Origin of the sequence: Pseudoalteromonas sp. DY56-GL22, from assembly GCF_041414715.1 — a bacterium.
Classification (GTDB): Bacteria; Pseudomonadota; Gammaproteobacteria; order Enterobacterales; family Alteromonadaceae; genus Pseudoalteromonas; species Pseudoalteromonas simplex.
This window is the reverse complement of record NZ_JANHZR010000009.1, coordinates 98,399-121,481: the sequence shown is the minus strand read 5'-3', so window position 1 is coordinate 121,481 and position 23,083 is coordinate 98,399. Positions and strand designations below refer to the sequence as shown.

At 42.4% G+C, this 23,083-nt stretch carries 26 protein-coding genes; 13 read left to right on the top strand and 13 right to left on the bottom strand.

Annotated features, from left to right (window positions below):
- The first annotated feature begins 5 nt into the window (after positions 1-5).
- The 3 genes from rplP to rpsQ are packed head-to-tail and all read left to right on the top strand — an operon-like array spanning position 6 to position 867.
- Positions 6-419 carry a 50S ribosomal protein L16 gene (gene rplP, locus NO991_RS17790; RefSeq protein ID WP_036974208.1) on the top strand — a complete coding sequence of 138 codons (414 nt, stop codon included), beginning with the start codon at positions 6-8 and terminating at the stop codon, positions 417-419.
- Positions 419-610: a 50S ribosomal protein L29 gene (rpmC, locus tag NO991_RS17785; RefSeq protein ID WP_054552371.1), complete on the top strand. Its 192-nt coding sequence runs from the start codon at positions 419-421 to the stop codon at positions 608-610. The genes rplP and rpmC overlap by 1 nt, the downstream gene beginning before the upstream one ends.
- Entirely contained in the window at positions 610-867 is a 258-nt protein-coding gene (gene rpsQ, locus NO991_RS17780; RefSeq protein ID WP_054552372.1) for a 30S ribosomal protein S17, read from the top strand. Before rpmC ends, rpsQ begins: the two co-directional genes overlap by 1 nt.
- A gap of 218 nt (positions 868-1,085) precedes the next feature.
- Here the strand turns inward: rpsQ and NO991_RS17775 are convergent, their stop codons facing one another.
- From NO991_RS17775 to NO991_RS17745, 7 genes are all read right to left on the bottom strand, one after another.
- Entirely contained in the window at positions 1,086-1,970 is an 885-nt protein-coding gene (locus NO991_RS17775) for a hypothetical protein (RefSeq protein WP_371352256.1), read from the bottom strand.
- 129 nt (positions 1,971-2,099) lie between these two features.
- On the bottom strand, positions 2,100-3,293 hold the full coding sequence (locus tag NO991_RS17770; protein ID WP_187490140.1) for a dipeptidase: 1,194 nt from the start codon (positions 3,291-3,293) through the stop codon (positions 2,100-2,102).
- A 60-nt stretch (positions 3,294-3,353) separates the two neighbouring features.
- A complete protein-coding gene (locus tag NO991_RS17765) occupies positions 3,354-3,611 on the bottom strand; it encodes a YheU family protein (protein ID WP_054554495.1) in 258 nt (85 codons plus the stop codon).
- On the bottom strand, positions 3,608-4,588 hold the full coding sequence (locus NO991_RS17760) for a hydrolase (RefSeq protein ID WP_054554494.1): 981 nt from the start codon (positions 4,586-4,588) through the stop codon (positions 3,608-3,610). Before NO991_RS17760 ends, NO991_RS17765 begins: the two co-directional genes overlap by 4 nt.
- A gap of 142 nt (positions 4,589-4,730) precedes the next feature.
- Entirely contained in the window at positions 4,731-4,871 is a 141-nt protein-coding gene (locus NO991_RS17755; RefSeq protein ID WP_074989877.1) for a DUF3149 domain-containing protein, read from the bottom strand.
- 220 nt (positions 4,872-5,091) lie between these two features.
- A complete protein-coding gene (locus NO991_RS17750; RefSeq protein ID WP_300416951.1) occupies positions 5,092-5,517 on the bottom strand; it encodes a TIGR02444 family protein in 426 nt (141 codons plus the stop codon).
- Entirely contained in the window at positions 5,504-7,423 is a 1,920-nt protein-coding gene (locus NO991_RS17745; RefSeq protein WP_058586117.1) for an ATP-binding cassette domain-containing protein, read from the bottom strand. The genes NO991_RS17750 and NO991_RS17745 overlap by 14 nt, the downstream gene beginning before the upstream one ends.
- A gap of 129 nt (positions 7,424-7,552) precedes the next feature.
- Between NO991_RS17745 and NO991_RS17740 the strand changes: the two genes are divergently transcribed.
- Positions 7,553-7,756, top strand: coding sequence for a YheV family putative zinc ribbon protein (locus tag NO991_RS17740; protein ID WP_054554491.1), 204 nt, complete (start codon positions 7,553-7,555; stop codon positions 7,754-7,756).
- 23 nt (positions 7,757-7,779) lie between these two features.
- Here the strand turns inward: NO991_RS17740 and NO991_RS17735 are convergent, their stop codons facing one another.
- Complete coding sequence (locus NO991_RS17735; protein WP_054554490.1) at positions 7,780-7,992, bottom strand: SlyX family protein; 213 nt, start codon at positions 7,990-7,992, stop codon at positions 7,780-7,782.
- Positions 7,979-8,977 carry a WD40 repeat domain-containing protein gene (locus NO991_RS17730; RefSeq protein ID WP_063529198.1) on the bottom strand — a complete coding sequence of 333 codons (999 nt, stop codon included), beginning with the start codon at positions 8,975-8,977 and terminating at the stop codon, positions 7,979-7,981. Before NO991_RS17730 ends, NO991_RS17735 begins: the two co-directional genes overlap by 14 nt.
- Before the next feature lie 200 nt (positions 8,978-9,177).
- On the opposite strand from NO991_RS17730, the gene fkpA reads away from it, so the two are divergent.
- Positions 9,178-9,933, top strand: coding sequence for an FKBP-type peptidyl-prolyl cis-trans isomerase (fkpA, locus tag NO991_RS17725; RefSeq protein WP_054562904.1), 756 nt, complete (start codon positions 9,178-9,180; stop codon positions 9,931-9,933).
- Between the two features lie 54 nt (positions 9,934-9,987).
- On the opposite strand, the gene NO991_RS17720 is transcribed toward fkpA, so the two are convergent.
- On the bottom strand, positions 9,988-11,034 hold the full coding sequence (locus tag NO991_RS17720; RefSeq protein WP_371352255.1) for an LD-carboxypeptidase: 1,047 nt from the start codon (positions 11,032-11,034) through the stop codon (positions 9,988-9,990).
- Positions 11,035-11,179: 145 nt separating this feature from the next.
- A complete protein-coding gene (locus tag NO991_RS17715) occupies positions 11,180-11,650 on the bottom strand; it encodes an Rsd/AlgQ family anti-sigma factor (protein ID WP_054562902.1) in 471 nt (156 codons plus the stop codon).
- A 612-nt stretch (positions 11,651-12,262) separates the two neighbouring features.
- Between NO991_RS17715 and hemE the strand changes: the two genes are divergently transcribed.
- Positions 12,263-13,327, top strand: coding sequence for a uroporphyrinogen decarboxylase (gene hemE, locus NO991_RS17710; protein ID WP_054554485.1), 1,065 nt, complete (start codon positions 12,263-12,265; stop codon positions 13,325-13,327).
- A 46-nt stretch (positions 13,328-13,373) separates the two neighbouring features.
- Here the strand turns inward: hemE and sthA are convergent, their stop codons facing one another.
- Both sthA and NO991_RS17700 read right to left on the bottom strand, forming a co-directional pair.
- Positions 13,374-14,804 carry a Si-specific NAD(P)(+) transhydrogenase gene (gene sthA / locus NO991_RS17705; protein WP_166341167.1) on the bottom strand — a complete coding sequence of 477 codons (1,431 nt, stop codon included), beginning with the start codon at positions 14,802-14,804 and terminating at the stop codon, positions 13,374-13,376.
- Between the two features lie 13 nt (positions 14,805-14,817).
- On the bottom strand, positions 14,818-15,951 hold the full coding sequence (locus NO991_RS17700; protein ID WP_058586121.1) for a fatty acid desaturase: 1,134 nt from the start codon (positions 15,949-15,951) through the stop codon (positions 14,818-14,820).
- A 116-nt stretch (positions 15,952-16,067) separates the two neighbouring features.
- Between NO991_RS17700 and fabR the strand changes: the two genes are divergently transcribed.
- From fabR to NO991_RS17665, 7 genes are all read left to right on the top strand, one after another.
- Positions 16,068-16,700: an HTH-type transcriptional repressor FabR gene (gene fabR, locus NO991_RS17695; RefSeq protein WP_166341163.1), complete on the top strand. Its 633-nt coding sequence runs from the start codon at positions 16,068-16,070 to the stop codon at positions 16,698-16,700.
- Positions 16,701-16,809: 109 nt separating this feature from the next.
- Positions 16,810-17,298 carry a hypothetical protein gene (locus tag NO991_RS17690; RefSeq protein ID WP_166341161.1) on the top strand — a complete coding sequence of 163 codons (489 nt, stop codon included), beginning with the start codon at positions 16,810-16,812 and terminating at the stop codon, positions 17,296-17,298.
- Between the two features lie 391 nt (positions 17,299-17,689).
- Positions 17,690-19,237 (top strand): 2-isopropylmalate synthase, encoded by a 1,548-nt coding sequence (leuA, locus tag NO991_RS17685; protein ID WP_371352254.1) that lies wholly within the window; start codon positions 17,690-17,692, stop codon positions 19,235-19,237.
- On the top strand, positions 19,234-20,310 hold the full coding sequence (leuB, locus tag NO991_RS17680; RefSeq protein ID WP_054554475.1) for a 3-isopropylmalate dehydrogenase: 1,077 nt from the start codon (positions 19,234-19,236) through the stop codon (positions 20,308-20,310). Before leuA ends, leuB begins: the two co-directional genes overlap by 4 nt.
- 57 nt (positions 20,311-20,367) lie before the next feature.
- The gene (gene leuC, locus NO991_RS17675; RefSeq protein ID WP_371352253.1) at positions 20,368-21,768 is read left to right on the top strand and encodes a 3-isopropylmalate dehydratase large subunit; all 1,401 of its coding nucleotides are present in this window, start codon (positions 20,368-20,370) and stop codon (positions 21,766-21,768) included.
- A complete protein-coding gene (leuD, locus tag NO991_RS17670; RefSeq protein ID WP_054562894.1) occupies positions 21,768-22,367 on the top strand; it encodes a 3-isopropylmalate dehydratase small subunit in 600 nt (199 codons plus the stop codon). The genes leuC and leuD overlap by 1 nt, the downstream gene beginning before the upstream one ends.
- Before the next feature lie 122 nt (positions 22,368-22,489).
- Positions 22,490-23,083, top strand: a complete 594-nt coding sequence (locus NO991_RS17665; protein ID WP_194442647.1) for a hypothetical protein — start codon at positions 22,490-22,492, stop codon at positions 23,081-23,083.

Genomic DNA, 23,083 nt, shown 5'->3' with positions numbered 1-23,083 from the left:
GAGTAATGTTACAGCCAAAACGTACAAAATTCCGTAAAATGCACAAAGGCCGCAACCGCGGTTTAGCGCAAAACGGTAACAAAGTAAGCTTCGGTACTTTCGGTTTGAAAGCTACTGGCCGTGGCCGTATGACTGCTCGTCAAATCGAAGCAGCTCGTCGTGCTATGACACGTCACGTAAAGCGTCAAGGTAAAATCTGGATTCGTGTATTCCCAGATAAGCCAATTACGAACAAACCATTAGAAGTTCGTATGGGTAAAGGTAAAGGTTCTGTTGAATATTGGGTTGCTGAAATTCAACCTGGTAAAGTACTTTACGAAATGGAAGGTGTTTCTGAAGAGCTTGCTCGTGAAGCATTTAACCTTGCAGCGCGTAAATTACCATTCACAACAACTTTCGTAACTCGGACGGTGATGTAATGAAAGCTAGCGAACTAAAAGACAAAAGCGTAGAAGAGCTAAATGCTGAACTTCTAGGACTTCTTCGTGAGCAGTTCAACCTGCGCATGCAAGCAAGCACTGGTCAGTTAGCTCAGACACACACGCTAAGAACAGTACGTCGCGATATCGCGCGTGTAAAAACAGTTATTAACCAGAAGGCAGGTCAATAATGAGCGATAAAATCCGTACTCTTCAAGGCCGTGTAATCAGCGACAAGATGGATAAATCTTTCACTGTTGCTATCGCACGTTACGTGAAGCATCCAGTATATGGAAAATTCATCAAACGTACGACTAAACTACACGTACATGACGAAAACAACACAGCTCAAACTGGTGACGTAGTTACTATTTCTGAGTGTGCTCCTATTTCTAAGACTAAGTCTTGGACTTTAGTAGACGTTGTTGAGCGTCCAAAGAAAGCTTAATTTTTAATTAAGTTTCCTTACTAAAAAGCCCCGGCATCTGCTGGGGCTTTTTGTTTTTAAAATACAGTTGGAAGCTTTAAGCTATAAGTTTTAAGTAGATTGAGCGGGTTGTTTTCTTTCGGTTTACAAAAACTAATAGTTGCTTGAGAGTAAACAGGATTTAGTTTGTCCTAGCACCTAGCACCTAGCACCTAGCACCTAGCACCTAGCACCTTCAATCATTTCCCCAACGCTTTATCTAGTTCTTCTCTTAAGCGTGGACCTTTTAGATTTTCAGCCATGATTTCGGCGGCTTTTGCATTACTGCTATTCTCAAGGGTGGTAATTCGTTCTGCTAAATCACTGGCATAACTATTGTTGCCGTCTCTTGTGGCGCGAAAAAATTGGCCGATGAGGGCTGTGGCAGAAATATTGCGAACATAATCATTGTCGTCTGTTTGTAACAGCTTTTGAAAATGCTCAGCGAGCTTAGGCGAGACGTTATTTTGGCGAGATAAATTCTCTAAAGTACTGACACGAATCTTAGGATCATTAGTGTATTCGCTAATGCTTATCATGGCATCGATAACAGCATTTTCTTGGCTTTCATCTAAGTCGCGCCTGAGCATGCTTAAGGTCATTTTTAGTTGCCCGTAGGCTGCTAAGCGCTCATTTTCGGACTTACTCAAATTGAGTAAGGTAGCAAGAGCTTCATTTATTGAGCTGTCGGCATATTGTGGGTCTGCTTTGATGCGTTCGCGGTAGTCATCAGGTAAATTTCCTAGCCAACCCATTGCTGGGTTCCTTTTTTCTATCTCAGCTCGTCGCTCACTTTCTTGCTGTGCCATTGCTTGTTTTACCAATGAGGTCAGTTGCTCTTGGTCAAGAGTGTGGGTTTGATTTTCAAGCTCGTGAATGCGTGTTTCGAGATCTAAAATATAGCCATGTAAGGCAACTAGGTTTTCTCTGTCTTGCTCTGGAATGGTTAACTCTTTTAAGTTAGGTTTTGCCTGCTGTATAACTACAGGCTTGTCATTCGAGTTTACTTTTGTATAGCTATAAATTGATAAGCCCAGTGCAATGCTTGCAAATGCCAGCGCAGTACTCCCTTGCCAAATCGACATATCACATCATCCAAGTTGCTTTGTAATATCAGCAGATTAAAACAAGCCATTTGTATTATCAATTACTTATGATGATAAAAACAAAAAGCGCAGCTAGTTAGCTGCGCTTTTAAATAGAGTTTATGTCGATTAATGGGCTTTTGCGTATGCTTCAGCTTGTTGCCATACACGGAGCATATTGCCACTTAAAATCTTTTTGATGTCTTTATTGCTATAACCGCGGTCCATTAGACCTTGCACTAGGTTAGGATAGCTAGATACATCTTTTAAACCAGTAGGTAGAGAGTCGCCTACACCATCGTAATCAGAGCCAATACCCACATAATCGATACCAATTAGCTCAACTACATGGTCAATGTGATCAAGTACTTGTTCTAAGCTTGCAAATGGAAACGGGTTTTTAGCGCGATAGGCAGCATCAAAATCTTTACTTAGCTTAGTTCCGTCTTTTTTCTTTTCAGCCTTTGCTGATTTAAGTTGATCGTACCAAGAGCCAGCCTTTGCCGTAACAAAGCTTGAACCGAAGTTAATTTGAATAACACCACCGTTCTTTTTGAGTGCTAACAGCATGTCGTCATTCATATTACGCTCAAAGCCTGGGGTGTATTTACGCAGTGATGAGTGTGAAGCAATCACGGGTACTTTCGAAATTTCCATCACTTGGTAAAACGCATCATCAGAAATATGTGATACATCAACCAGCATACCAATGTTGTTCATTTCTTTTACCAGCTCTTTACCGAATGGGCTCAGGCCTTTCCACTTACGACGAATATCATAAGATGAATCAGAAATGTGGTTACTCTGCGAGTGAGCGAGCGTAATGTAACGTACGCCACGCTCATAAAAATGCTTAAGGTTTTTAATGTCGCCTTCGATAGGTGAGCCGTTTTCCATACCCATAGCAATCGACATTTTGCCTTGTTTAAACTGCTCTATAATATCGGCAGTCGAGTCTGCAATTGCGAACTTATCTGGCGCGCGTTGTACAATCGCTTCCATAGAGTCGATTAACTGATTTGCTAATTGGTAGCTTTTACCTTTGCCTTCAAATTCTAGGTTTGCAGGAATGTAAATTGACATGAAAGGAGCGTTCAAACCACCTTGAACAGCACGCGGATAATCAAAATCACCGTCGCTTGTGGCTTTTGTTACGTCAGCCCACTTGTTATGAATACGGTAAGGCACATCGATATGGGTATCGATTAAAATAGTGTCTTTTGCCAGTTTAATGGCTTTATCTGATGCAGTAACCGGATCTGCGCTTGCTTGGCCAATCAAGGCCAAAGAAACAGCGGCAACCAATGAGCTTAGTTTTTTCATTTTTTAATGGCTCTTTAAGTTAAAAAGCCATTGTGAAGGGTTACAGTATAACTTACAAGTTTAGTCGTTAAACGACGCTTGGTACTCTGGGTCAGCTTGCAGGGCAATGAATTCAGCTTTAGATATAATCGTAACCGACTCATGTAACTCAGAAAAAAACACCATGGCTTCACCATTTTTAAGCTGTTGATGAACCTGTGCTACTTTGCTTTCAATGCTAAATTCCTGTTCGCCGTAATCAGTGCCTTCACGTAAAACATAACTTTCGATTAAATTATACAGAGTCTCTTTATCGAGGCGTTCGTGGGGAATGATCATAACTGCTCTTTTTTAACTAATTGTTGAAAATACTCAGGAACAATTCGTTCAAGCCAATACTCGGGCTTAAAAGGGTTTTTACCGCTAATAAAACCGACATGGCCCCCTTGTTCTGAGATGCGCAGCGTAACATGCTCACTCACATCTAAGCTATCTGGTACGGCTTTTATTGATAACATTGGGTCATCTTTAGCGTGCACAATCAGCGTAGGTGTTGCAATGCTTTTTAAAAATGGTTTTGCACTCGCTTGCTGATAGTAATCTTCAGCACCGGCAAAGCCGTGCAATGGTGCCGTGAGCATATTATCGAATTGCCATAAGTCATCAATCGCCATCAGTTTTTCTGGCGTTAGGCTAATTTGCTGTTCGATTTGTGGCAGCTTTCTTTGCATCGATTTTTTCATTCGATCGAGCAAATATTTTTGATAAATCTTACCTAAGCTTTTACGAATAACTTCGCACGATGATGACAAGTCAAATGGTGCCGAAACAACGGCAGCGCCAGTTAAGTTCGATTTAGTACCATGCTCACCTAAATATTTTGCTAGTACATTACCACCTAGTGAAAAGCCCACGGCAAATAACGGGCGTTTTGGGAATTTGCTCTTAAGGTGATTGATGAAAAAGCGCAGGTCTTCTGTTTCGCCGCTGTGATAAGCACGTGCTAAACGGTTAACTTCGCGCGAGCAGTTTCGAAAATGCATTAAAACTACAGCAAAGCCTTGTTGCTTAAGTTTTTTCATCATGCCTTTAGCATAAAAGCTATTTATATTGCCTTCTAAACCATGCAATACAATAGCGAGGGGTGCTTGCTCATTATGAGGTGTTGCCCAAGCCAGTTCTAAAAAGTCACCATCAGGGGTATCGATAGTCGATAAGTCATACCGGGTATTATGAAAAGGGCGAAAAAAGCGCGGCATTATGGTTTGTAAATGGCGATTGCGCATCCACCACGCAGGCTTAAATTCAGGTAACATAGCTGACACTTTCGAAACAAAATAAGCACCTATTGTAGCAAGTTTTTGCTTTTTGAGAACAGCTACAAGATTTTAGCTATACACAAATAAAAAGCCCCTAAACAATAAATTGGATAGGGGCTTTGTGCGTCGTGCTTAATTCTTACTTAGGAACTTCTGCGTCATGTACTTTTTTAATGAAGTAACCAACATAGAAAAGGCATAAAACGATAACAACTGCCAAAATGCCGAATGACATAAATAAAACTGGGTCGCTAAAAAAATCTCTAAAGAATACGTTCATGGTTGTGCCTCCTAATGTCTATGGGTTAATCATAGGCTGGCTTGAGGACGGCAGATATGATCCAGATCAAGCAATTTTCCTGATGCTATAGGAGGTGATTTAATTGTTGATTTGGATCAAGTTTATTAGGGGAGTTCGGAGCTTTTAGCTATAAGTTTTAAGCAGATAGAAAGGGGCCTTTACTGAGGGCAGTTCAATTAAGATTGCTACCGACTAGATTTTACTGCTTGTCGCTTAAATAAAGCCTTATATTTTCAGCCTGTTTATGGAGGGTGAATATCATGGTATTTGCTGTGTTTATCAGTAATTGTTGCTGCTTTTTTTCAAGCTTTAATTCTGCGCTAAGTAGCTCTTTGCGAATGATAGGGTAGTCTGAAACCTCGTTTTGAATGGTTTTAAGGTAGGCGCGTGTGGCTCGTAGGGGCTGTAAAGCCTGTTGGTCAAATTCGGCAATGCACGACTCAAGCTCACTCAGTTGAGAGGGTGTTACAGCCAGCTCTAACGAATCAAGATAATAAAGCAGCAGGCAAAGGTTAACATTTTTGCCTTGCTGGTCTTGATAGCCTAGTAGCTTGGTTTGCATGCCGTCTTTGCTGTAAAGCTTGCATGCAAACTGCCAAAACTGTTCGCTGTTAAGCGGTTTCATCGGCAAAGGCCTGCTCTTTTTCTTCAAGCTCTTCAAGTGCCATGAGCAGCTCTTCTTCAACGTCATTAAGCTTGGGTGTTAAACTTGCTTGCTTAGCGAGTAGCTCTGTCAGTTTGGCTTTATTTTCATCACTATATAAATCATTATCGGCAAGTGCGTTTTCGATTTCTCCAAGCTCTGTAGAGTACTTATCAAGTTGCTTTTCAAGCTTTTCGATTTGCTTTTTCAATGGCTGCACTGACTTTCTGAACTCAGCTTCTAAGCGCTTTTGCTCTTTGCGGTTAACGCTTGAATGTGCTTTAGGGGCGTTGTCTTCAGGGCTTTTAGCAGCTTCTTTATTGGCATTGAGTAGCCATTGGTAATAGGCATCAAGGTCATAACCAAATTGTGTTACTTCGCCGTTATCAACAAGGTAATACTCATCAGCGGTATTTTTAAGCATGTGACGGTCGTGCGATACGGTCACCATAGCACCTTCGAAGCCTTGTAGCGCCATAACTAAGGCATGGCGCATTTCTAAATCTAGGTGGTTGGTTGGCTCATCCAGTAACAGTAGGTTTGGCTTTTGGTACACCAGCATTGCTAGCACTAAACGGGCTTTTTCACCGCCAGAAAATGGCGCAACTGGCTCAAGTGCTTTATCACCAAAGAATGCAAAACCGCCTAAAAAGTCACGTAATGATTGCTCAGGAGCTTGCGGATTTAAACGTTGTAAATGGGTCACTGCACTGGCTTTTAAATCAAGTGACTCAAGTTGATGCTGTGCAAAGTAACCAATATTTAAGCCCTGATGCTGAAAAACTTCACCTGCTTGAGGTTGTAAATCGCCAGCTAATAATTTAATCAGTGTTGATTTACCCGCACCATTTCGGCCAAGCAGTGCAATACGGCTACCCGGCACAAGGTTTAACTTGATGCTATGCAAAATGGTGGTGTCGCCATAGCCTGCTTTGGCTTGGTCGAGAGTCATTAACGGGTTTGGCAGCGCTGTTGGCTCCGCAAATTCAAAATCAAAGGGTGAGTCAACATGGGCTGGGGCTAACTTTTCCATACGCTCTAGGGCTTTTACGCGGCTTTGTGCTTGCTTAGCTTTACTGGCTTTTGCTTTGAAGCGCGTAATGAATTTTTCTAGGTGAGCAATTTGTTCTTGTTGCTTTTCGAACATCGCTTGTTGTTGTAATAAGCGCTCTGCTTTTTGGCGTTCGAATTGCGAGTAATTGCCTTTATAAACATTTATTTTTTGTGCGTCTATGTGCCAAATTTGGTCAACAACGGCATCTAAGAATTCTCGGTCATGGGAAATAAGCACTAGAGTGCCTGTGTAGGCGCGTAAAAAGCGCTCTAACCAGTAAACGGCATCGAGATCTAAGTGGTTGGTTGGCTCATCTAGCAGTAATAAATCAGCATCACGAATAAGTGCTTGTGCTAAGTTTAAGCGCATACGCCAGCCACCTGAAAAGGCGCTCACTGGGTTGTCAATTTGCTCATTACTAAAACCTAAACCGTGTAATAGCTCACCTGCTTTTGCCTCAATGCTATAGCCTTGAATATGTTCTAGGCCAATATGTGCTTTTGCCTGCGCATCGCCGTCGTTATTTTGCTCGGCTTCGCGTAGTGCAATTCTTAGCGCGTAATATTCAGGGTGACCTTGTAATACATAATCCAGAGCGCTGATTTCGAGCGCGGGAGTTTCTTGTTTTACAGAGGCAATTGACCAGTCTTTAGGAATTTGGCATTCACCGGCATCGAGTTGCAATTCAGACTTTAATAGCGCGAACAGCGTTGATTTACCACAGCCATTAGCGCCAACAAGGCCGACTTTATGCTCTGGGAATAAGGTTGCAGAAGCCCCTTTTAGTAAGGCGTTACCACCACGTAGAAGTTCGATGTCTGAAATTTGGATCATGAATGTTTACTTGCACAGCACTGATTAAATTGCCGCTATCATAACACGGATCACATTAGCCTTCGCAATCGTATCAAACAGAGAATTATTAGGCTAAAATAGCCGCCTACATGCCACGGGAGATCATCTATGAGACAAAGAAAACGCTTTATTGCTGGCGCATCATGCCCTGAGTGTAAGGCCATGGATACCATGATGCTTTATAAAGAACATGATGTGGAAAAAGTGGAGTGCGTACAGTGTGGCCACAAAATGACGCAACCAGAGCAGGCTGTACAAGCCTCAACACGCCAATTTGAGCAAGTGATTGGTGTATTTAAGCCGGGCGATTAATTCCCGGCTCTATCACTACTCAATTAATAGTGCGGCGGTGGCGGCTCTTGCATTTGTGACATTAAAGATGGCTGCTGCGCTTCTTTAATCTTTTCTGCAAGTAACTCTGTCTGGCGCTTCATTTTAGCCAGCTGCTGTTGGTGCGCTTTAAGCTCATCGTTTAATATTTCAATTGTTTCATCTTGAAAAGCGACTTTCGCTTCAAGTTCCATTAGACGATCTTCAATTGTATTCATTTGATTCTCTTAGATTAAAACTTTCAGCGAATCCGCTGGAGCTTTCGGTTAATAACGCTTGGTTGTTATCAGTAAACGCAACATCTAACACCACGGCTGATTTCGGGCGGCTTCCTTCACGAGGAATCACTTGCCACGTTTGTAATTTTTTACCTGACTCTAGTTGCCATAAATCAACCAATCGATTGGGTGAACCTGTGGCAATTAAAGTGCCTTCATCGTTAAAACGGACGGCGGTAAAAATTTTCTGACGCGCAATATACGCCAGTTTGCTAACAAGATCACCTGTAGTCAGTTGCCATACATTTGCTTGCTTCATACTGTCTGCGGTAAATGCGTATCGACCTTGTGGATCAAGGGCAACTTGAGTAACGCGACTTGGGTGATTAAAGCGATGGATCACTTGCCCTGTGCGAGTATCCCAAAAGTAAGCAACATAATCATTTGAGCCGCTAATGGCGTAGTGACCGTTAGGTGATAAATCAACAACATTGACTTTTTCTTGGTGGCCAAGGAACTCTATGCGCCTGCCACTCTCTAAGTCGAGGTAAACGACTACACCGTCGGCGCGACCATATAATACACTGCGCCCTTGGTTACTTATCGCGATATCTCTAATTGTTGAGGCGTGTATTTTGTAATAACCCGTGTTGTTGCCCGTGGCAATGTCCCACACTGCAAAGGTGGACTTTTCAGCGGTAACTGCATGGCTATTGTCGTACGAGATAGCAACAGTATGAACTAGGCTGTCTTGATTTTGTTGTTGAAACCATTGGTATTTTAGCACCTGTTGTTGATTATCCCACAGTGCGACCCCATGGTGTATTGATGAGATTAAGCTGTATTTGCCATCGTGTGACAGCGCACTGGCGAAGGCACCTTTAGCCGCATGCTCATAGCGTGCAGTTGATTGCTCATGTTGCTCAGAGCAGGCTACAACTAAGCAAAGGCTGAGCAGATACAAAAAAGTACGAAATATCGACATAATACGAGTATTTCCCCTTAACTCTTAGTGATTGAGAGGTTAGACTAGGTCTCGTTGAAGGCCTAGGTTGTTAGTCTAATCGCTGATCATGCATAGGCATGACGTTAGTTATTAGACAAGCAGCCTACCATGTAGGTCGTTAATCTTTAACTAGTAATAATACAATAATTGACAACTGCAAAGTGTGTCGGAGATATAAAATGAGAAAGACGATTAAATTGTCATTGATTGCAGCGTCAGTTTTAGCGCTTACAGCTTGTAATCAGGAAGCAAAAAAAGAACAGCAAGCTGAAGTTAAACTAGAGACTGAAGCTCAACAACAAGCATACGGTATTGGTGCATCTGTTGGTAACTTCTTAAACCAAGACCTTGCTGATAAAAAAGCGCTAGGCGTTGAACTAGACGAAGCACTTCTTAAGCGTGGTTTTGAAGACGCACTAGCGGGTAACGCTAAACTTGATGACGAAAAAATTCGTGAAGTGTTAACGGCGCTTGATCAAAGCATTCGCACTAAACAACAAGAAAAAGCGAAAGTAGAATCTGAAAAGAGCAAAGCTGAAGGCGAAAAATACCTAGCTGAAAACGCGAAAAAAGAAGGCGTTACAGTAACTGAGTCTGGCCTACAGTACGAAGTGATCACTGAAGGTGAAGGCGAAAAGCCAGTAGCAACTGACGTTGTTAAAGTACACTACAAAGGCACTTTATTAGACGGTACTGAGTTCGATAGCTCTTACTCACGTAACGAACCAACTACTTTCCCACTTAACCGTGTGATCCCAGGTTGGACTGAAGGTTTACAATTAATGCCAGTTGGCTCTAAGTACAAGTTCACTATTCCATCTGAACTTGCATACGGTGAGCGTGATCTTGGTAAGATCCCTGCAAACTCAACGCTTGTTTTCGAAGTAGAATTACTTGAAATCCAAAGCGATGACAAAGCTGTACCAGCTGAGTAATATTTAACTCAATAAAAAAGGGCTTTTTAGCCCTTTTTTTATGCGCAAATTTTATTAACTAAATGCCGCTTCTTTCATTTTTAATGTGCCACTATCTGCATCAAGCTCAACCACAGTACCAACAGGCAGGATAAATTGGCGCTTAATATGGCCAATCATAGCACCACGATAAGCAGGGATCCCTAGCGGTTTTATATAATCTGCAAAAATATCGTCAAGGGTTAACGAGCCATAACCTCGGCCAGGCTTACAGTCATTACAATCGCCAAATATAAAGCCTGCAATTTTATCCAGTGCGCCCATGAGTTTTAGTGTGCTCATCATCCTGTCAATTCGATACGGCGCTTCGTCGATATCTTCTAAAAATAAAATTGCGCCATTAAAGTCAGGTAAATAGTTCGAGCCTGCAAGGGCTGTCAGTACTGTTAAGTTGCCACCGATTAATCGTCCCGTGGCTTTACCTGGTGTAATCGTTTGGGTCAGATACTGAGTGTTAACAAGCTCATCATCGGCTTTTGGTAAGTTTTGGAAATGCATCAACTTACGCGCTTCGAACATGTTCTTAAATTGCGCAACATGAAACGGGTTCCAGTCACTCGATGCATTTGGGCCATGAAAGCTGATTAACCCAGCTTGAGACAATAATGCATTGTGAAGAGCGGTAATATCTGAATAGCCCATTAGAGGTTTTGGGTTGTTACGGATCATTGCGTAGTCGAGCAAAGGTAAAATACGGGCAGCGCCTGAACCGCCACGTAAACACAAAATGGCATCAACCTCTTTGTCGCTGAATAAACTATTTAAGTCGCCGGCTCGCATTGCATCAGTGCCAGCTAAATGGCCGCGTCTTGCTAAAATGTTTGGTGCAAGCTTAGCCTTGTAACCCAGTGCTTCTATAACGCCTTGTGCTAATAAAATATCAGCGTGTGCAGCAGTGGCAGCTGAAGGACTACATATCCCAATTGTGCCGCCTTTAGGAAGAGCATTAGGCTTAATTAATGTTTGGGTGCTAGTATTCTGCGCCGCAATTAAAGGAGCTGATGTTAAACTTGCGCCAGCGGCAAGAATTGAAAGTGACTTTAAAAATGACCGTTTATTCATAGCGAGCCTCATGTTTTTATAGTATGAGTATCGCATTGAAGAAAATATTTCAAATATTTGTTGCGAATGGAATAGATGATTCTTTTTAGGCAGGCAAAAAGATGTTTTTCAGCAGAGAGTGTTTCTCTGCTGTGTAACTAAGCTGTTAGCTGGTGTGATTAGAATATAAGTTATCGATTAACTCATCTTCTAGCTCAAAGCGCAGTTCAAGTGCTTCGCCTAAGATTGATAGGTCTTTATCAAATTCATCAAGCAAGTCATCTTTGTCAACTTCTGCGTATTTGTCGTTAAAGTCGAGTGCTACATCTGTGGTTTCAGAAATGCGCGGGTATAAGGCATTAGCCAGCTTTTGGCTTTCAGGACCTTTTTCTTCACACGCTTTGGCAATGTCGTCGTAAATTTCGAAATGGCCAGCAGAAAGGTAATCCATCAGAATTTGGCAAAAGTTTTGAATTTGCAGCTGATCAGGAAGGGCGTGATCTTTCTTTTCGTACGGTGAAAAGCCTGCAATACGGCAGAACAACACAAGCAGCTCTTGACGTTCTGTGAGCCATTTGTCGATTACAGAGTGACTACCACCCCACTTTTGTTGAGCTTTTTCCAAACGCGTCAGCATATTTCATCTCCTCGCTGAGTAGGTTTTCCTTTGTATATATAAAAAGGAAATATGACACAAAGATCAACTAAATTCTTAGTGTCTAATTGCAACAGATTGTAAAAGTCATTCTAAAGGCATAGTTTTCAGCATTGAATAAGCTAAAAAATTCCTTGTTTTTTAGAGTGGACTTTTTTTGCTCTCATTGCAGTGTATGGGAATTGATTCAAAACTACTAGTATTAATTTTGCGATTTTTATCTAAGCGGATGAGTTGTAATTTGCTGATTTAGAAAAGAAAAAACCACCAAAATTGGTGGTTTAACTCTTTTTCTAAGACTTGTTAAAACAAGCGTTCTTATTATTATGGGAAGATTGTTGTTCTTATTGTTATAAGATTTTTATTATTGTTTTTGTTAAAGCGGGATAAGTTATACCAAGCTTTTTTGTATGTTGCAAATTTATTAATGAAAAGTTTTAAATTTATTTTGTTTTCGCTCAAAAAACACACTATAGGCTTAGGTAGGCTTAAAAAACATGATCTATATCTAGCCTTGATTATCTATCCATAGTGAGACACGCAATATGGTGATACAATCTGCTCAATTTCATTCAGTTCTAGGATTCTATACGCATGAGCGAATTAAAAAACGATCGTTATTTACGTGCACTACAAAAGCAACCTGTTGATGTCACACCGGTATGGATGATGCGCCAAGCTGGCCGTTATTTACCTGAATACCGTGCTACACGTGCCCAAGCAGGCGACTTTATGAGTTTATGTAAAAACGCTGAACTTGCTTGTGAAGTAACGTTACAGCCATTACGTCGTTATCCGCTTGATGCTGCAATTCTATTCAGTGATATTTTAACTATTCCAGATGCTATGGGCTTAGGTCTTTACTTTGAAACAGGTGAAGGTCCAAAATTTGAACGTCCGATTTCTTCATTAGCAGATGTTAAAAAAATCCCAAATATCGATCCAACTGATGAGCTTGGTTATGTGATGAATGCGGTAAGTACGATTCGTCGCGAATTAAAAGGTGAAGTACCGCTAATTGGTTTCTCTGGTTCACCTTGGACACTTGCCACTTACATGGTTGAAGGTGGTAGCAGCAAAACATTCGGTAAAATCAAGAAAATGGCCTTTGCAGATCCACAAACACTGCACCTATTACTTGATAAATTAGCTGACTCAGTAATCGACTATTTAAACGCGCAAGTTAAAGCGGGCGCGCAATCCTTAATGGTATTTGACTCATGGGGCGGTGTATTAAGCCCACGTGACTACAATGAGTTTTCATTACAATACATGCACAAGATTGTTGATGGCTTAATTCGCGAATACGATGGCCGTAAAGTGCCAGTGACGTTATTTACTAAAAATGGTGGTCAGTGGATTGAAGCAATTGCAGCAACAGGCTGTGATGCAGTAGGTCTAGACTGGACTATTAACATTGGTGATGCAAAGCGTCGTGTTGGCGATAAAGTCGCGCTACAAGGTAACATGGACCCAGCAATGCTGCATGGCACGCCTGAGCGTATTCGCCAAGAAGTTGCTACTATCCTAGAAGACTTTGGTACAGGCTCTGGCCATGTATTCAACCTAGGTCACGGTATTACACCAGATGTAGACCCAGAAAACGCAGGTGTATTTATCAACGCTGTTCATGAATTCAGTGGTAAATACCACAAATAAGCAAAAGCTAATCGTAAAAAAGCCCGCATTAAGCGGGCTTTTTTATTTACTTAAACAAACGATTTAAACCATTTAATGCAGCTACGCGATAGGCTTCAGCCATAGTCGGGTAGTTGAACGTGGTATTTACAAAGTAATCAATGTTATTACCGCCGTTCTTTTGTTCCATAATCGCTTGACCGATGTGAACGATTTCAGAGGCACGCTCACCGAAGCAGTGCACACCCAGTACTTCTTTGGTATCAACATGGAATAAAATCTTTAGGCTACCCACCTCAGTGCCTGCAATTTGCGCACGTGCTAAATGCTTAAATTGAGCACGGCCTACCTCGTAAGGGACTTTTGCAGCTGTTAACTCTTGCTCGGTTTTACCCACTGAGCTCATTTCAGGGATTGTATAAATACCTGCTGGGATATCAATGATCAGCTTTTCATCACAGTTACCACATGCAATCGCATCGGCTGCAATACGGCCTTGGTCAAATGCCGCACTGGCAAGGCTTGGGTAACCTATTACATCGCCCACAGCATAAATGTTATCGACTTCTGTTTGGTATGTTTCATTCACTTTAAGCTGGCCACGACCATCCGCTTTTAGGCCAACAGCTTCAAGGTTTAATGTGTCCGTGTTACCGGTACGGCCATTGGCAAATAAAATACAGTCAGCTTTTACGCGCTTGCCTGATTTCAAGTGCATTACCACACAATCATCGCGAGTTTCTACGCGATCAAACTCTTCATTATGACGAATAACAATACCGCTATTCCAAAAGTGATAGCTCAGAGCATCTGAAATTTCCGCATCCATAAAGGCAAGTAGGCGGTCACGGGTATTCACTAGGTCAACCTTGGCGCCTAAACCTTTAAAAATAGAGGCATACTCACAACCAATTACACCTGCACCATAAATCAGCACACGATGAGGGTCATCTTCAAGGCCTAAAATGGTATCGCTGTCGTAAATACGTGGATGTTTAAAGTCTACACCTGGTGGACGGTAAGGGCGCGAGCCAGTAGCAATAACGATTGTTTGTGCGGTGATTGTTTCAAATGAACCGTCTAGGTGCGTTACTTTAATGGTGTGTTTATCAATAAACTCAGCATCACCTTGATACATATGAATGCGGTTACGCTCATAAAAGCTGCTACGTAAATTAGATTGCTTTGAAATGACGTTACTTGCGTGGCGCAAAATATCGGGGAAAGTTAAGCGGTTAGGGCGCTCACTAATATTAAATAGCGGGTTTGCTTTATATTCAATATAACGACTTACAGAGTGACGTAATGCTTTTGAAGGGATAGTACCCCAGTGCACACAACCGCCGCCTACCGCTTCTTGACGTTCAATAACAGCGACTCTTTTGTTGCTTTTAGATAGGTTCATGGCGGTACCTTCACCGCCAGGACCTGTACCTATGATGATTGCATCATATTGATAAGATGGAGTATCTTTTTGCTTTACTTGTTGTTTGGCCACAGCCGCTCCTATGTTAACTAAAAGAGGCTTTTAACAACCTCGCATTTAGTGCAAGCCAAGCCTGCTTTTGGTTTTCCCAAGCGGCTTCAAGCTCGTGATATTGTGTCATTAATGCTGATTTTTCACACTGTTTCATCATTTTATTGCGTTTGATTTCTAACACGCGTTTTTGCAAGGCACAGAAGTGTTGCAGTTTTTTCAGCAGTAAATCGTACTCAGATTGTAATAATGTAAGCTTATCTTGCGCTAAAGGCAATTTTGCAAGGCGACCTTGAGTCTTATTCATCAAGGTTTCTGCCTTGGCTTTTTCGATTCGCTCAATCGGTGTGCGCTTTAATTTTGAAGCAAGACCGATTGCCGCTAAAGAGCGGATCATCCACTTAGTTGGATCATAGTGATACCACTTAATGCCATTGCGATAGTCGCTAGCAAAAATATGGTGGAAGTTATGATAGCCTTCACCGTATGTGAATAGCGCTAAAAAGCCATTATCACGGGCGGTGTTTTTTTCTGTGTACGGACGTGAACCCCAGATATGCGCCAGCGAGTTGATAAAAAAGGTAAAATGTTGGCTCAATACCAAGCGCAGTAAACCAACCAGTAATAACATGCCCCATACATCGCCAAGCATTAAGCCAAGTAGTAAAGGAATACCAAAATTAGTCGCGACGACTAACTTCATATAGTGACGGTGTTGCCACATAACGACTTTGTTTTTTTGTAAGTCTCGGCAGTTACTGTAGTTACCGTATTGTTCGCCTTGATAATCGCGCAGCATCCAACCAATGTGGCTATACCAAAAGCCATTAGTAGCGGCGTAAGGGTCTTTGATTGGATCATCAACTTGACCATGGTGAATACGGTGATCGCTACTCCAGTGCAAGGCACTATTTTGTAATGCAAAAGCACCACCTAAGGCAAAAATTACTTCAATAACAGGATGCACATCATAGGCTTTGTGTGCCCACAAGCGGTGATAACCTGCAGTAATAGAAAGTCCGGCGTAGAACATACAGCCAACAAAGGCTATCCACTGTGTACTGGTGTATCCGTAGCTAAAGCCATACCAAGGAACAAGGGTGATCGCGGCCAAAAATGTAAGGCTAAAAAATAGCACATTGGTCCAAATAATCGGTGGTTTTTTCATCTGAATAAATCTCGGCGTACAGTTGTACGCTAAAATAGTGTTTCATTCTCTCCGCGTCAAGTATTAGACTAGCTCATTAACCGAAAAATCATTAAAAGTTCACGCTGGGAGTTTCCATGTCGGGTGTTAGAGCGCAACAGAAACAAAAAACACGACAAGCACTAATCGAGGCTGCATTCAATCAATTGAGTGCCGATCATAGTTTTTCTAATTTAAGCTTACGTGAAGTTGCCCGTGAAGCAGGGATTGCCCCCACCTCTTTTTACCGCCACTTTAAAGACATGAATGAGCTTGGTTTGACCATGGTTGATGAAGCTGGTTTAACACTGCGTCAACTTATGCGCCAAGCGCGTCGCCGTATTGAGAGCGGCGGTAGTGTGATCACGACATCAATCGTGACCTTTATGGAGTTCATCGATAACTCGAGCAACCAATTTAGATTGTTATTGCGTGAGCGCTCAGGAACTTCAAAAGCATTTCGTGCTGCGGTTGCTCGTGAAATTAAACATTTCATTTTAGAGCTTGCGCATTACCTTGAAAGCGAAACTCCGTGCGACCCAACTCATGCATATATTCAAGCCGAAGCCATGGTGACTTTAGTATTTAACGCCGGTGCCGAAGCCCTCGATATTGAAGGGACACAACGCGAAGAACTGGTTGAACGCTTGATCTGGCAATTACGTTATATTGCTCGCGGTGCCACTTTGTATGGTCGTGATAGTAAAGGTAATGTAGAAAAAACAGCCTAAAGCATGGTGGATTTTTGTTCCTGTTTTATGTATTGTTCGCTGCCAAATTAAGTAACTGATTTTTCGTTATTCAGTTACCTCAAAATATGAATAAATAGCGAGGACGCATATGCTCACCAAGGATCCGGTGAATGATACTCATGCCCATTTTTTAGAACAGAGTGAAGAAACAACGGTAAAAAACAGCCCAAGCTTTCGGGACTTGAGCCGCAGTTTGTTATACTCGTTACCGAAAAGTGTGCAAAAGAAAATTCAAGATAACCTGCTTGGGGTATTAGACGCTCATCAGGTCTCACAATTTCGAGATGACAAACGCTGCCAGTTTTGGATTAACCAAAATGGTTGGAAGCGAGTTCCCTACAGTCAGTTTCGCCATGTTTATAGCCGAATTGCGCTATACCCAAAAAGCGCTACTATTTCAAAGAACCATAGCTCAGAGACTGCTAGCAATGCAACATCAGTTGATTTGAGAGATCAACAAGCTAGGCTATTACAAAGCAATGGCAACGAAGGACAACCCAACAGGATAGATCAACACATAATTTATACTCGTCGTGTTATCTACAGAACTGTGAATTCTCACCATCAAATTTATTAACCACAGAGTTAAATATTTTCTTTACGTTTTCTAGTTACAGATTGCTCGATCATTATTTTATTTATCATGTTTAGTAAGTAGGGTTGGTATTTTTATTTGTGTAATTGTTGTTATTTGGGTGTTTTAACCTTTTGTAGGCGTGATTTTATCGAATTTGTGGAAAAATTATGCTTGCAAGCAGGTTTTTTGAATGTTAAAAATACAGCCACTGAACACACATTTAGTAAATTAAGATGCAAATTACACATTCAATTACATTAAAACTAAACCTCTTACTGCTTAAATCAGTGAGCGGGGCTTAGTGTATTTGCATTTGTAGAACATTAAAAAACCCCGCAACCGCGGGGTTTTTTTTATCTCGCTAATGGGTCATTGGGAACGAGGACAGTTTATGAAAGATAAGGTTTGGATTTTTGACACAACGTTACGTGATGGTGAGCAAGCATTAAAAGCAAGCCTAACCGAAGACGACAAAATTCAACTTGCGCATACCATTAGCCGCTTAAATGTGGATGTAATGGAAGTGGGTTTTCCGGTATCTAGCCCGGCAGATTTTCGCTCTGTACAGCGCATTGCGACAGAAGTGAAAGGGCCGATTATTTGTGGCTTAGCACGTGCTGTAGCAAAAGATATTGAAGCATGTGGTGAAGCACTTCGCCCGGCAGAGCAGGGCCGTATTCATACATTTATTGCAACCAGCCCATTACACCTTGAGCACAAATTACGTATGAGCTTAGACGATGCAACGGCAATGGCTGTTAAGTCGATTCAACTTGCACGTAACTACACCGATGATGTTGAGTTTTCGTGTGAAGATGCTGGTCGTACACCGCATTGGGATTTATGTCGCATCGTTGAAAAAGCTATTGATGCGGGTGCATCAACAATCAACTTACCTGACACCGTAGGCTATGTAACGCCAGACGAATATGCTGCGATGATCCATCACTTAATGAACAATGTGCCAAATATCGACAAGGCGCGTTTAAGCGTGCATTGCCATAACGATTTAGGTTTAGCGGTTGCTAACTCAATCGCTGCAGTACAAGCTGGTGCTCGCCAAATCGAATGTACGATTAATGGCATTGGTGAGCGCGCAGGTAACTGTTCGCTTGAAGAAGTGGCGATGATCATGAAGATGCGTGAAGACCACTTAAAAGTGCATACCGATATTCGCAGTGAAGAGATTTACCGTGCTTCGCGTCAAGTCGCGAAGATTTGTAATATGCCAGTACAACCAAACAAAGCAATTGTTGGTGAAAATGCCTTTGCACACAGCTCAGGGATCCACCAAGACGGCGTATTAAAAGCCCAAAACACTTACGAAATTATGTCGCCAGAAAGTGTCGGTGTACCTAATAATCAATTAAACATGACTTCGCGTTCAGGTCGTCATGTTATTGAGCATCGTTTAGAAGAGTTAGGCTATCAAAAATCTGATTACGATATGGATAGCTTATACAGCAGCTTCTTAGCATTAGCAGACCAAAAAGGTACTGTGTATGACTACGACTTAGAAGCGATGATTTACTTTAATCAAATCAAAGATAGAGACGAGAAGTACCAACTTGAGTTTGTTAACTCTACGTCTAACTCACAATCAGTGGCGAGCTCAACAATCGGCATGACAATTGATGGCGAGTCTAAGCAAGAGGCAGCAACGGGTAACGGCCCTGTCGAAGCATCATTCTTAGCAATTGAGCGCTTAACGGGTATGTCGGTTGAGATGATTGAATATAATCTAGAAGCAACAGGCCAAGGCGCCAGCTCGCTAGGACAAGTGAATATTATCGCTAAATACGATGGTCGCCCATATCACGGCGCGGGCATTGCAGCGGATGTGGTAGAAGCGTCGGTACGCGCTATGATCCGCGTTTATAACTTAATTTATCGTGCACAAAAAGTGTCTGATTTAAAACAACAGAGGAAAGCAGGATGAGTCAATCGAATTACAGTATCGCAGTATTAGCAGGCGACGGGATTGGTCCAGAAGTTATGGCAGCAGCAGAAACCGTCTTGGATGCTGTAAGCGAAAAATTTGGTTTTACTTTGACTCGTCATCACCACGCGATTGGTGGTGCTGCCATTGATGAGTTTGGTCAGGCACTGCCGCAAAGTACATTGAGTGCTTGTGAAAATGCCGATGCGATTTTATTTGGCTCGGTAGGTGGTCCTAAGTGGGAAAACTTACCACCGAACGAGCAACCAGAGCGAGCTTCACTGTTGCCACTGCGCAAGCATTTTGGTTTGTTCTGTAATTTACGCCCAGCACAATTATTACCAGCACTAAGTGCTGCATCACCGCTGCGTGCAGATATCAGTGCACAAGGCTTTGACATCTTATGTGTGCGCGAGTTAACCGGTGGTATTTATTTCGGTGAAAAAGGCCGCAGTGGCGAAGGGGAGCAAGAAGCTGCTTTCGATACCCAAACATACTCACGTAAAGAAATTGAGCGCATCGCACGCTTTGCATTTGAAGCCGCTAAGCTGCGTAGTAATCATGTTACCTCGGTTGATAAAGCGAATGTGTTGGCGACCAGCGTACTTTGGCGTGAAGTGGTCTCTGAAGTGAGCAAAGACTACCCAGAGGTAAGCCTTGACTACATTTATGTTGATAACGCGGCAATGCAGTTAGTAAAACAGCCAAGCCAGTTTGATGTATTACTTTGCGATAACTTATTTGGCGACATTTTGTCTGATGAGTGCGCGATGATCACAGGCTCTATGGGCTTATTACCATCAGCGAGTTTAAATCAGTCTGGCTTTGGTTTGTATGAGCCAGCTGGTGGCTCAGCACCTGATATCGCGGGTAAAGGGGTTGCAAACCCAATCGCACAAATTTTAAGTGCTGCGCTTATGTTGCGCTACTCACTAGGTCAAGATGAAGCGGCTCGTACGATTGAAAAAGCGGTGGCAGAAGCGGTTGAAGCAGGTGTTGGTACGCCAGATATCTACCCAAATGCAGGGTACACCACCAGTGATGTTGCTGCGGCAATTGTGGCACGTATTTAATTAAAATTGTTTGCGCTGAGCTCGTCACTCAGCGTAACTAAAATGAGGGAATAGCAAGTGGCCCAAACCTTATACGATAAAATTTGGCAAGCTCATGTAGTCGCCAGCATAAATGATCAAACCGATTTACTTTATATCGACCGTCACCTAGTTCATGAAGTTACATCGCCGCAAGCCTTTGCGGGTTTACGTGAGAAAAACCGCAAAGTACGTTGCCCAGAAAAAACCTTTGCGACTATGGACCATAATGTTTCAACAAAAAGTCGCTCATTAGATGCTGCGAGTGAAGTGTCAAAAAATCAATTAATGGCACTGGATGCAAACTGTAAAGAGTTTGGTATTCAACTTTATGATTTAAATTCGATTAATCAAGGTATTGTGCATGTAATGGGGCCTGAGCAGGGCATTACCTTACCGGGCACAACCATAGTGTGTGGTGACAGCCATACCTCTACACATGGTGCATTTGGTGCACTAGCGCACGGTATTGGTACTTCAGAAGTTGAGCATGTTCTAGCGACTCAAACACTGCAGCAGAAAAAAGCCAAGTCATTAAAAATTCAAATAAATGGTCGCCTGCGCCCAACCGTTACTGGCAAAGATTTAATCATGGCGGTGATCGGTAAATTAGGCACTGCGGGTGGTACTGGCTATGTTGCTGAGTTTTGTGGTGAAGGAATCGAAGCGCTGTCTATGGAAGCGCGTATGACGCTTTGTAATATGAGTATTGAAATGGGCGCAAAAGCGGGTTTAATCGCGCCAGATCAAACAACTTATGATTATTTAAAAGGTCGCCCATTTGCACCACAAGGTCCTGACTTTGATAGTGCCGTTGCCTACTGGCAAACACTAAAAACTGATGAAGGCGCAGAGTTTGATCATGTTGTTGAATTAGAGGCTGCTGATATTCAACCGCAAATTACGTGGGGTACCAGCCCTGAGCAAGTGATTGGCGTAGATGAATTCATTCCTGATCCTGAGCAAGAGCCAGATCTAATCAAGGCTGATGCAATCCGCAGCGCACTAAAATATATGGGCTTAAAAGCAGGCGATAAATTGTCTTCAGCAACTGTTGATACCGTCTTTATTGGCTCATGTACAAATAGCCGAATTGAAGATTTACGTGCTGCCGCGCAAATTGTTGAAGGTAAACAGGTTGCAGCGGGTGTTGAAGCGCTGATTGTTCCTGGTTCTGGCCTTGTTAAAAAACAAGCCGAAGACGAAGGCCTTGCAGATATCTTCAAAGCAGCTGGCTTTGAATGGCGTGAGCCAGGTTGTTCAATGTGCTTAGCAATGAATGACGACAGATTAGAAGCCGGTAAACGCTGTGCGTCGACCTCTAATCGTAACTTTGAAGGTCGCCAAGGTCGCGGTGGCCGCACTCACTTAGTGAGCCCAGCAATGGCTGCGGCAGCGGCAATTCATGGTCGTTTTGTTGATATCAGAGGAGAAGCCTAATGAGTGTATTTTTTAGTGGCTTAATGGCCCCGTTAGATAAAAACAATGTTGATACTGACCAAATTATTCCAAAGCAGTTTTTAACTTCGACCAGCCGTGATGGCTTTGATGCGGCGCTTTTTTACGATTGGCGTTATTTAGATAACGGCGAGCCAAACCCTGAGTTTATTTTGAACCGCCCTTGTTACCAAGGTGCGCAAATTCTTTTAACTCGCGACAATTTTGGTTGTGGTTCATCGCGTGAGCATGCGCCATGGGCATTAAAGCAATATGGTTTTGAAGTGATCTTAGCGGAAAGCTTTGCTGATATTTTCTTTAATAACTGCGGCAATAACCAAATGCTTGCTATCGCATTACCTGCAGAAACACTTGAGCAATTATTTGTACTGAGTGAACAGCATGATGATATTCATATCGAAGTTGATTTAGAAAACCAACAACTTCGTAGCGATAAGTTTGACACTATTCACTTTGATATTCGCCATGACATCAAAGAGCGTTTATTAAGTGGCTTGGACTTTATCGGTGTGACTGAAACACTTAACAGCCAAATTGATGCCTTTGAGCAGCAACTTGCAGCAGAACGCCCTTGGCAATAACCTGTTTTTCCATGTGAACCTAAACGCGGCCAAGGCCGCGTTTTTTTGTTATTTATCGTAATTGTTTTCTTTATGGCCTTTAAACAATTAGCCTAAGCAAAATTATATTTAGGGAACACACCATGAAATATTTAGTAGCATCGATGCTCTTGGCAGCATCATCAGTAGCAGCTGCGCGACCTGCACCGTTAGTGTCAATTCCAAGCCATGATGGCTTTTTTGATAATATTGCTGCCCATTGCGGTAAAGCTTACGAAGGTAAAGTGAGCGTTGATAACGCAGCTGGCCCGAGCTCATTTGCGGGCAAAAAGTTAGTAATGCATGTACGTCGTTGTAACGAGCGTGAGTTACAAGTGCCATTTCATGTAGGGGATGATGCGTCTCGTACTTGGATCATCACAAAAACGGGCAGTGGACTTAGTTTAAAGCATGACCATCGTCATAAAGATGGCAGCGATGATAAATCAACCATGTATGGTGGCCATACCCTTGATGCGGGTTTTGCTAACGCACAGTCGTTCCCGGCTGATCAGTATTCAAAAGAGTTGTTTGTGAGTCAAGGTATTCCCCAATCAATGGGTAACACGTGGCAAATGTATATTTATCCAAAGCAATTTACGTATCGCTTAGTGCGTGAAGGACGTGAGTTTCGCGTTGATTTTGACCTAACTAAACCTATCACGCCGCCAAGCGCGCCGTGGGGATATGAAGACTAG

Bases quoted from the DNA above. Each gene is read 5' to 3' on its own strand.
- rplP (WP_036974208.1), top strand. From the start codon at position 6: ATGTTACAGCCAAAACGTACAAAATTCCGTAAAATGCACAAAGGCCGC.
- rpmC (WP_054552371.1), top strand. From the start codon at position 419: ATGAAAGCTAGCGAACTAAAAGACAAAAGCGTAGAAGAGCTAAATGCT.
- rpsQ (WP_054552372.1), top strand. From the start codon at position 610: ATGAGCGATAAAATCCGTACTCTTCAAGGCCGTGTAATCAGCGACAAG.
- NO991_RS17775 (WP_371352256.1), bottom strand. From the start codon at position 1,970: ATGTCGATTTGGCAAGGGAGTACTGCGCTGGCATTTGCAAGCATTGCA.
- NO991_RS17770 (WP_187490140.1), bottom strand. From the start codon at position 3,293: ATGAAAAAACTAAGCTCATTGGTTGCCGCTGTTTCTTTGGCCTTGATT.
- NO991_RS17765 (WP_054554495.1), bottom strand. From the start codon at position 3,611: ATGATCATTCCCCACGAACGCCTCGATAAAGAGACTCTGTATAATTTA.
- NO991_RS17760 (WP_054554494.1), bottom strand. From the start codon at position 4,588: ATGTTACCTGAATTTAAGCCTGCGTGGTGGATGCGCAATCGCCATTTA.
- NO991_RS17755 (WP_074989877.1), bottom strand. From the start codon at position 4,871: ATGAACGTATTCTTTAGAGATTTTTTTAGCGACCCAGTTTTATTTATG.
- NO991_RS17750 (WP_300416951.1), bottom strand. From the start codon at position 5,517: ATGAAACCGCTTAACAGCGAACAGTTTTGGCAGTTTGCATGCAAGCTT.
- NO991_RS17745 (WP_058586117.1), bottom strand. From the start codon at position 7,423: ATGATCCAAATTTCAGACATCGAACTTCTACGTGGTGGTAACGCCTTA.
- NO991_RS17740 (WP_054554491.1), top strand. From the start codon at position 7,553: ATGAGACAAAGAAAACGCTTTATTGCTGGCGCATCATGCCCTGAGTGT.
- NO991_RS17735 (WP_054554490.1), bottom strand. From the start codon at position 7,992: ATGAATACAATTGAAGATCGTCTAATGGAACTTGAAGCGAAAGTCGCT.
- NO991_RS17730 (WP_063529198.1), bottom strand. From the start codon at position 8,977: ATGTCGATATTTCGTACTTTTTTGTATCTGCTCAGCCTTTGCTTAGTT.
- fkpA (WP_054562904.1), top strand. From the start codon at position 9,178: ATGAGAAAGACGATTAAATTGTCATTGATTGCAGCGTCAGTTTTAGCG.
- NO991_RS17720 (WP_371352255.1), bottom strand. From the start codon at position 11,034: ATGAATAAACGGTCATTTTTAAAGTCACTTTCAATTCTTGCCGCTGGC.
- NO991_RS17715 (WP_054562902.1), bottom strand. From the start codon at position 11,650: ATGCTGACGCGTTTGGAAAAAGCTCAACAAAAGTGGGGTGGTAGTCAC.
- hemE (WP_054554485.1), top strand. From the start codon at position 12,263: ATGAGCGAATTAAAAAACGATCGTTATTTACGTGCACTACAAAAGCAA.
- NO991_RS17700 (WP_058586121.1), bottom strand. From the start codon at position 15,951: ATGAAAAAACCACCGATTATTTGGACCAATGTGCTATTTTTTAGCCTT.
- fabR (WP_166341163.1), top strand. From the start codon at position 16,068: ATGTCGGGTGTTAGAGCGCAACAGAAACAAAAAACACGACAAGCACTA.
- NO991_RS17690 (WP_166341161.1), top strand. From the start codon at position 16,810: ATGCTCACCAAGGATCCGGTGAATGATACTCATGCCCATTTTTTAGAA.
- leuA (WP_371352254.1), top strand. From the start codon at position 17,690: ATGAAAGATAAGGTTTGGATTTTTGACACAACGTTACGTGATGGTGAG.
- leuB (WP_054554475.1), top strand. From the start codon at position 19,234: ATGAGTCAATCGAATTACAGTATCGCAGTATTAGCAGGCGACGGGATT.
- leuD (WP_054562894.1), top strand. From the start codon at position 21,768: ATGAGTGTATTTTTTAGTGGCTTAATGGCCCCGTTAGATAAAAACAAT.
- NO991_RS17665 (WP_194442647.1), top strand. From the start codon at position 22,490: ATGAAATATTTAGTAGCATCGATGCTCTTGGCAGCATCATCAGTAGCA.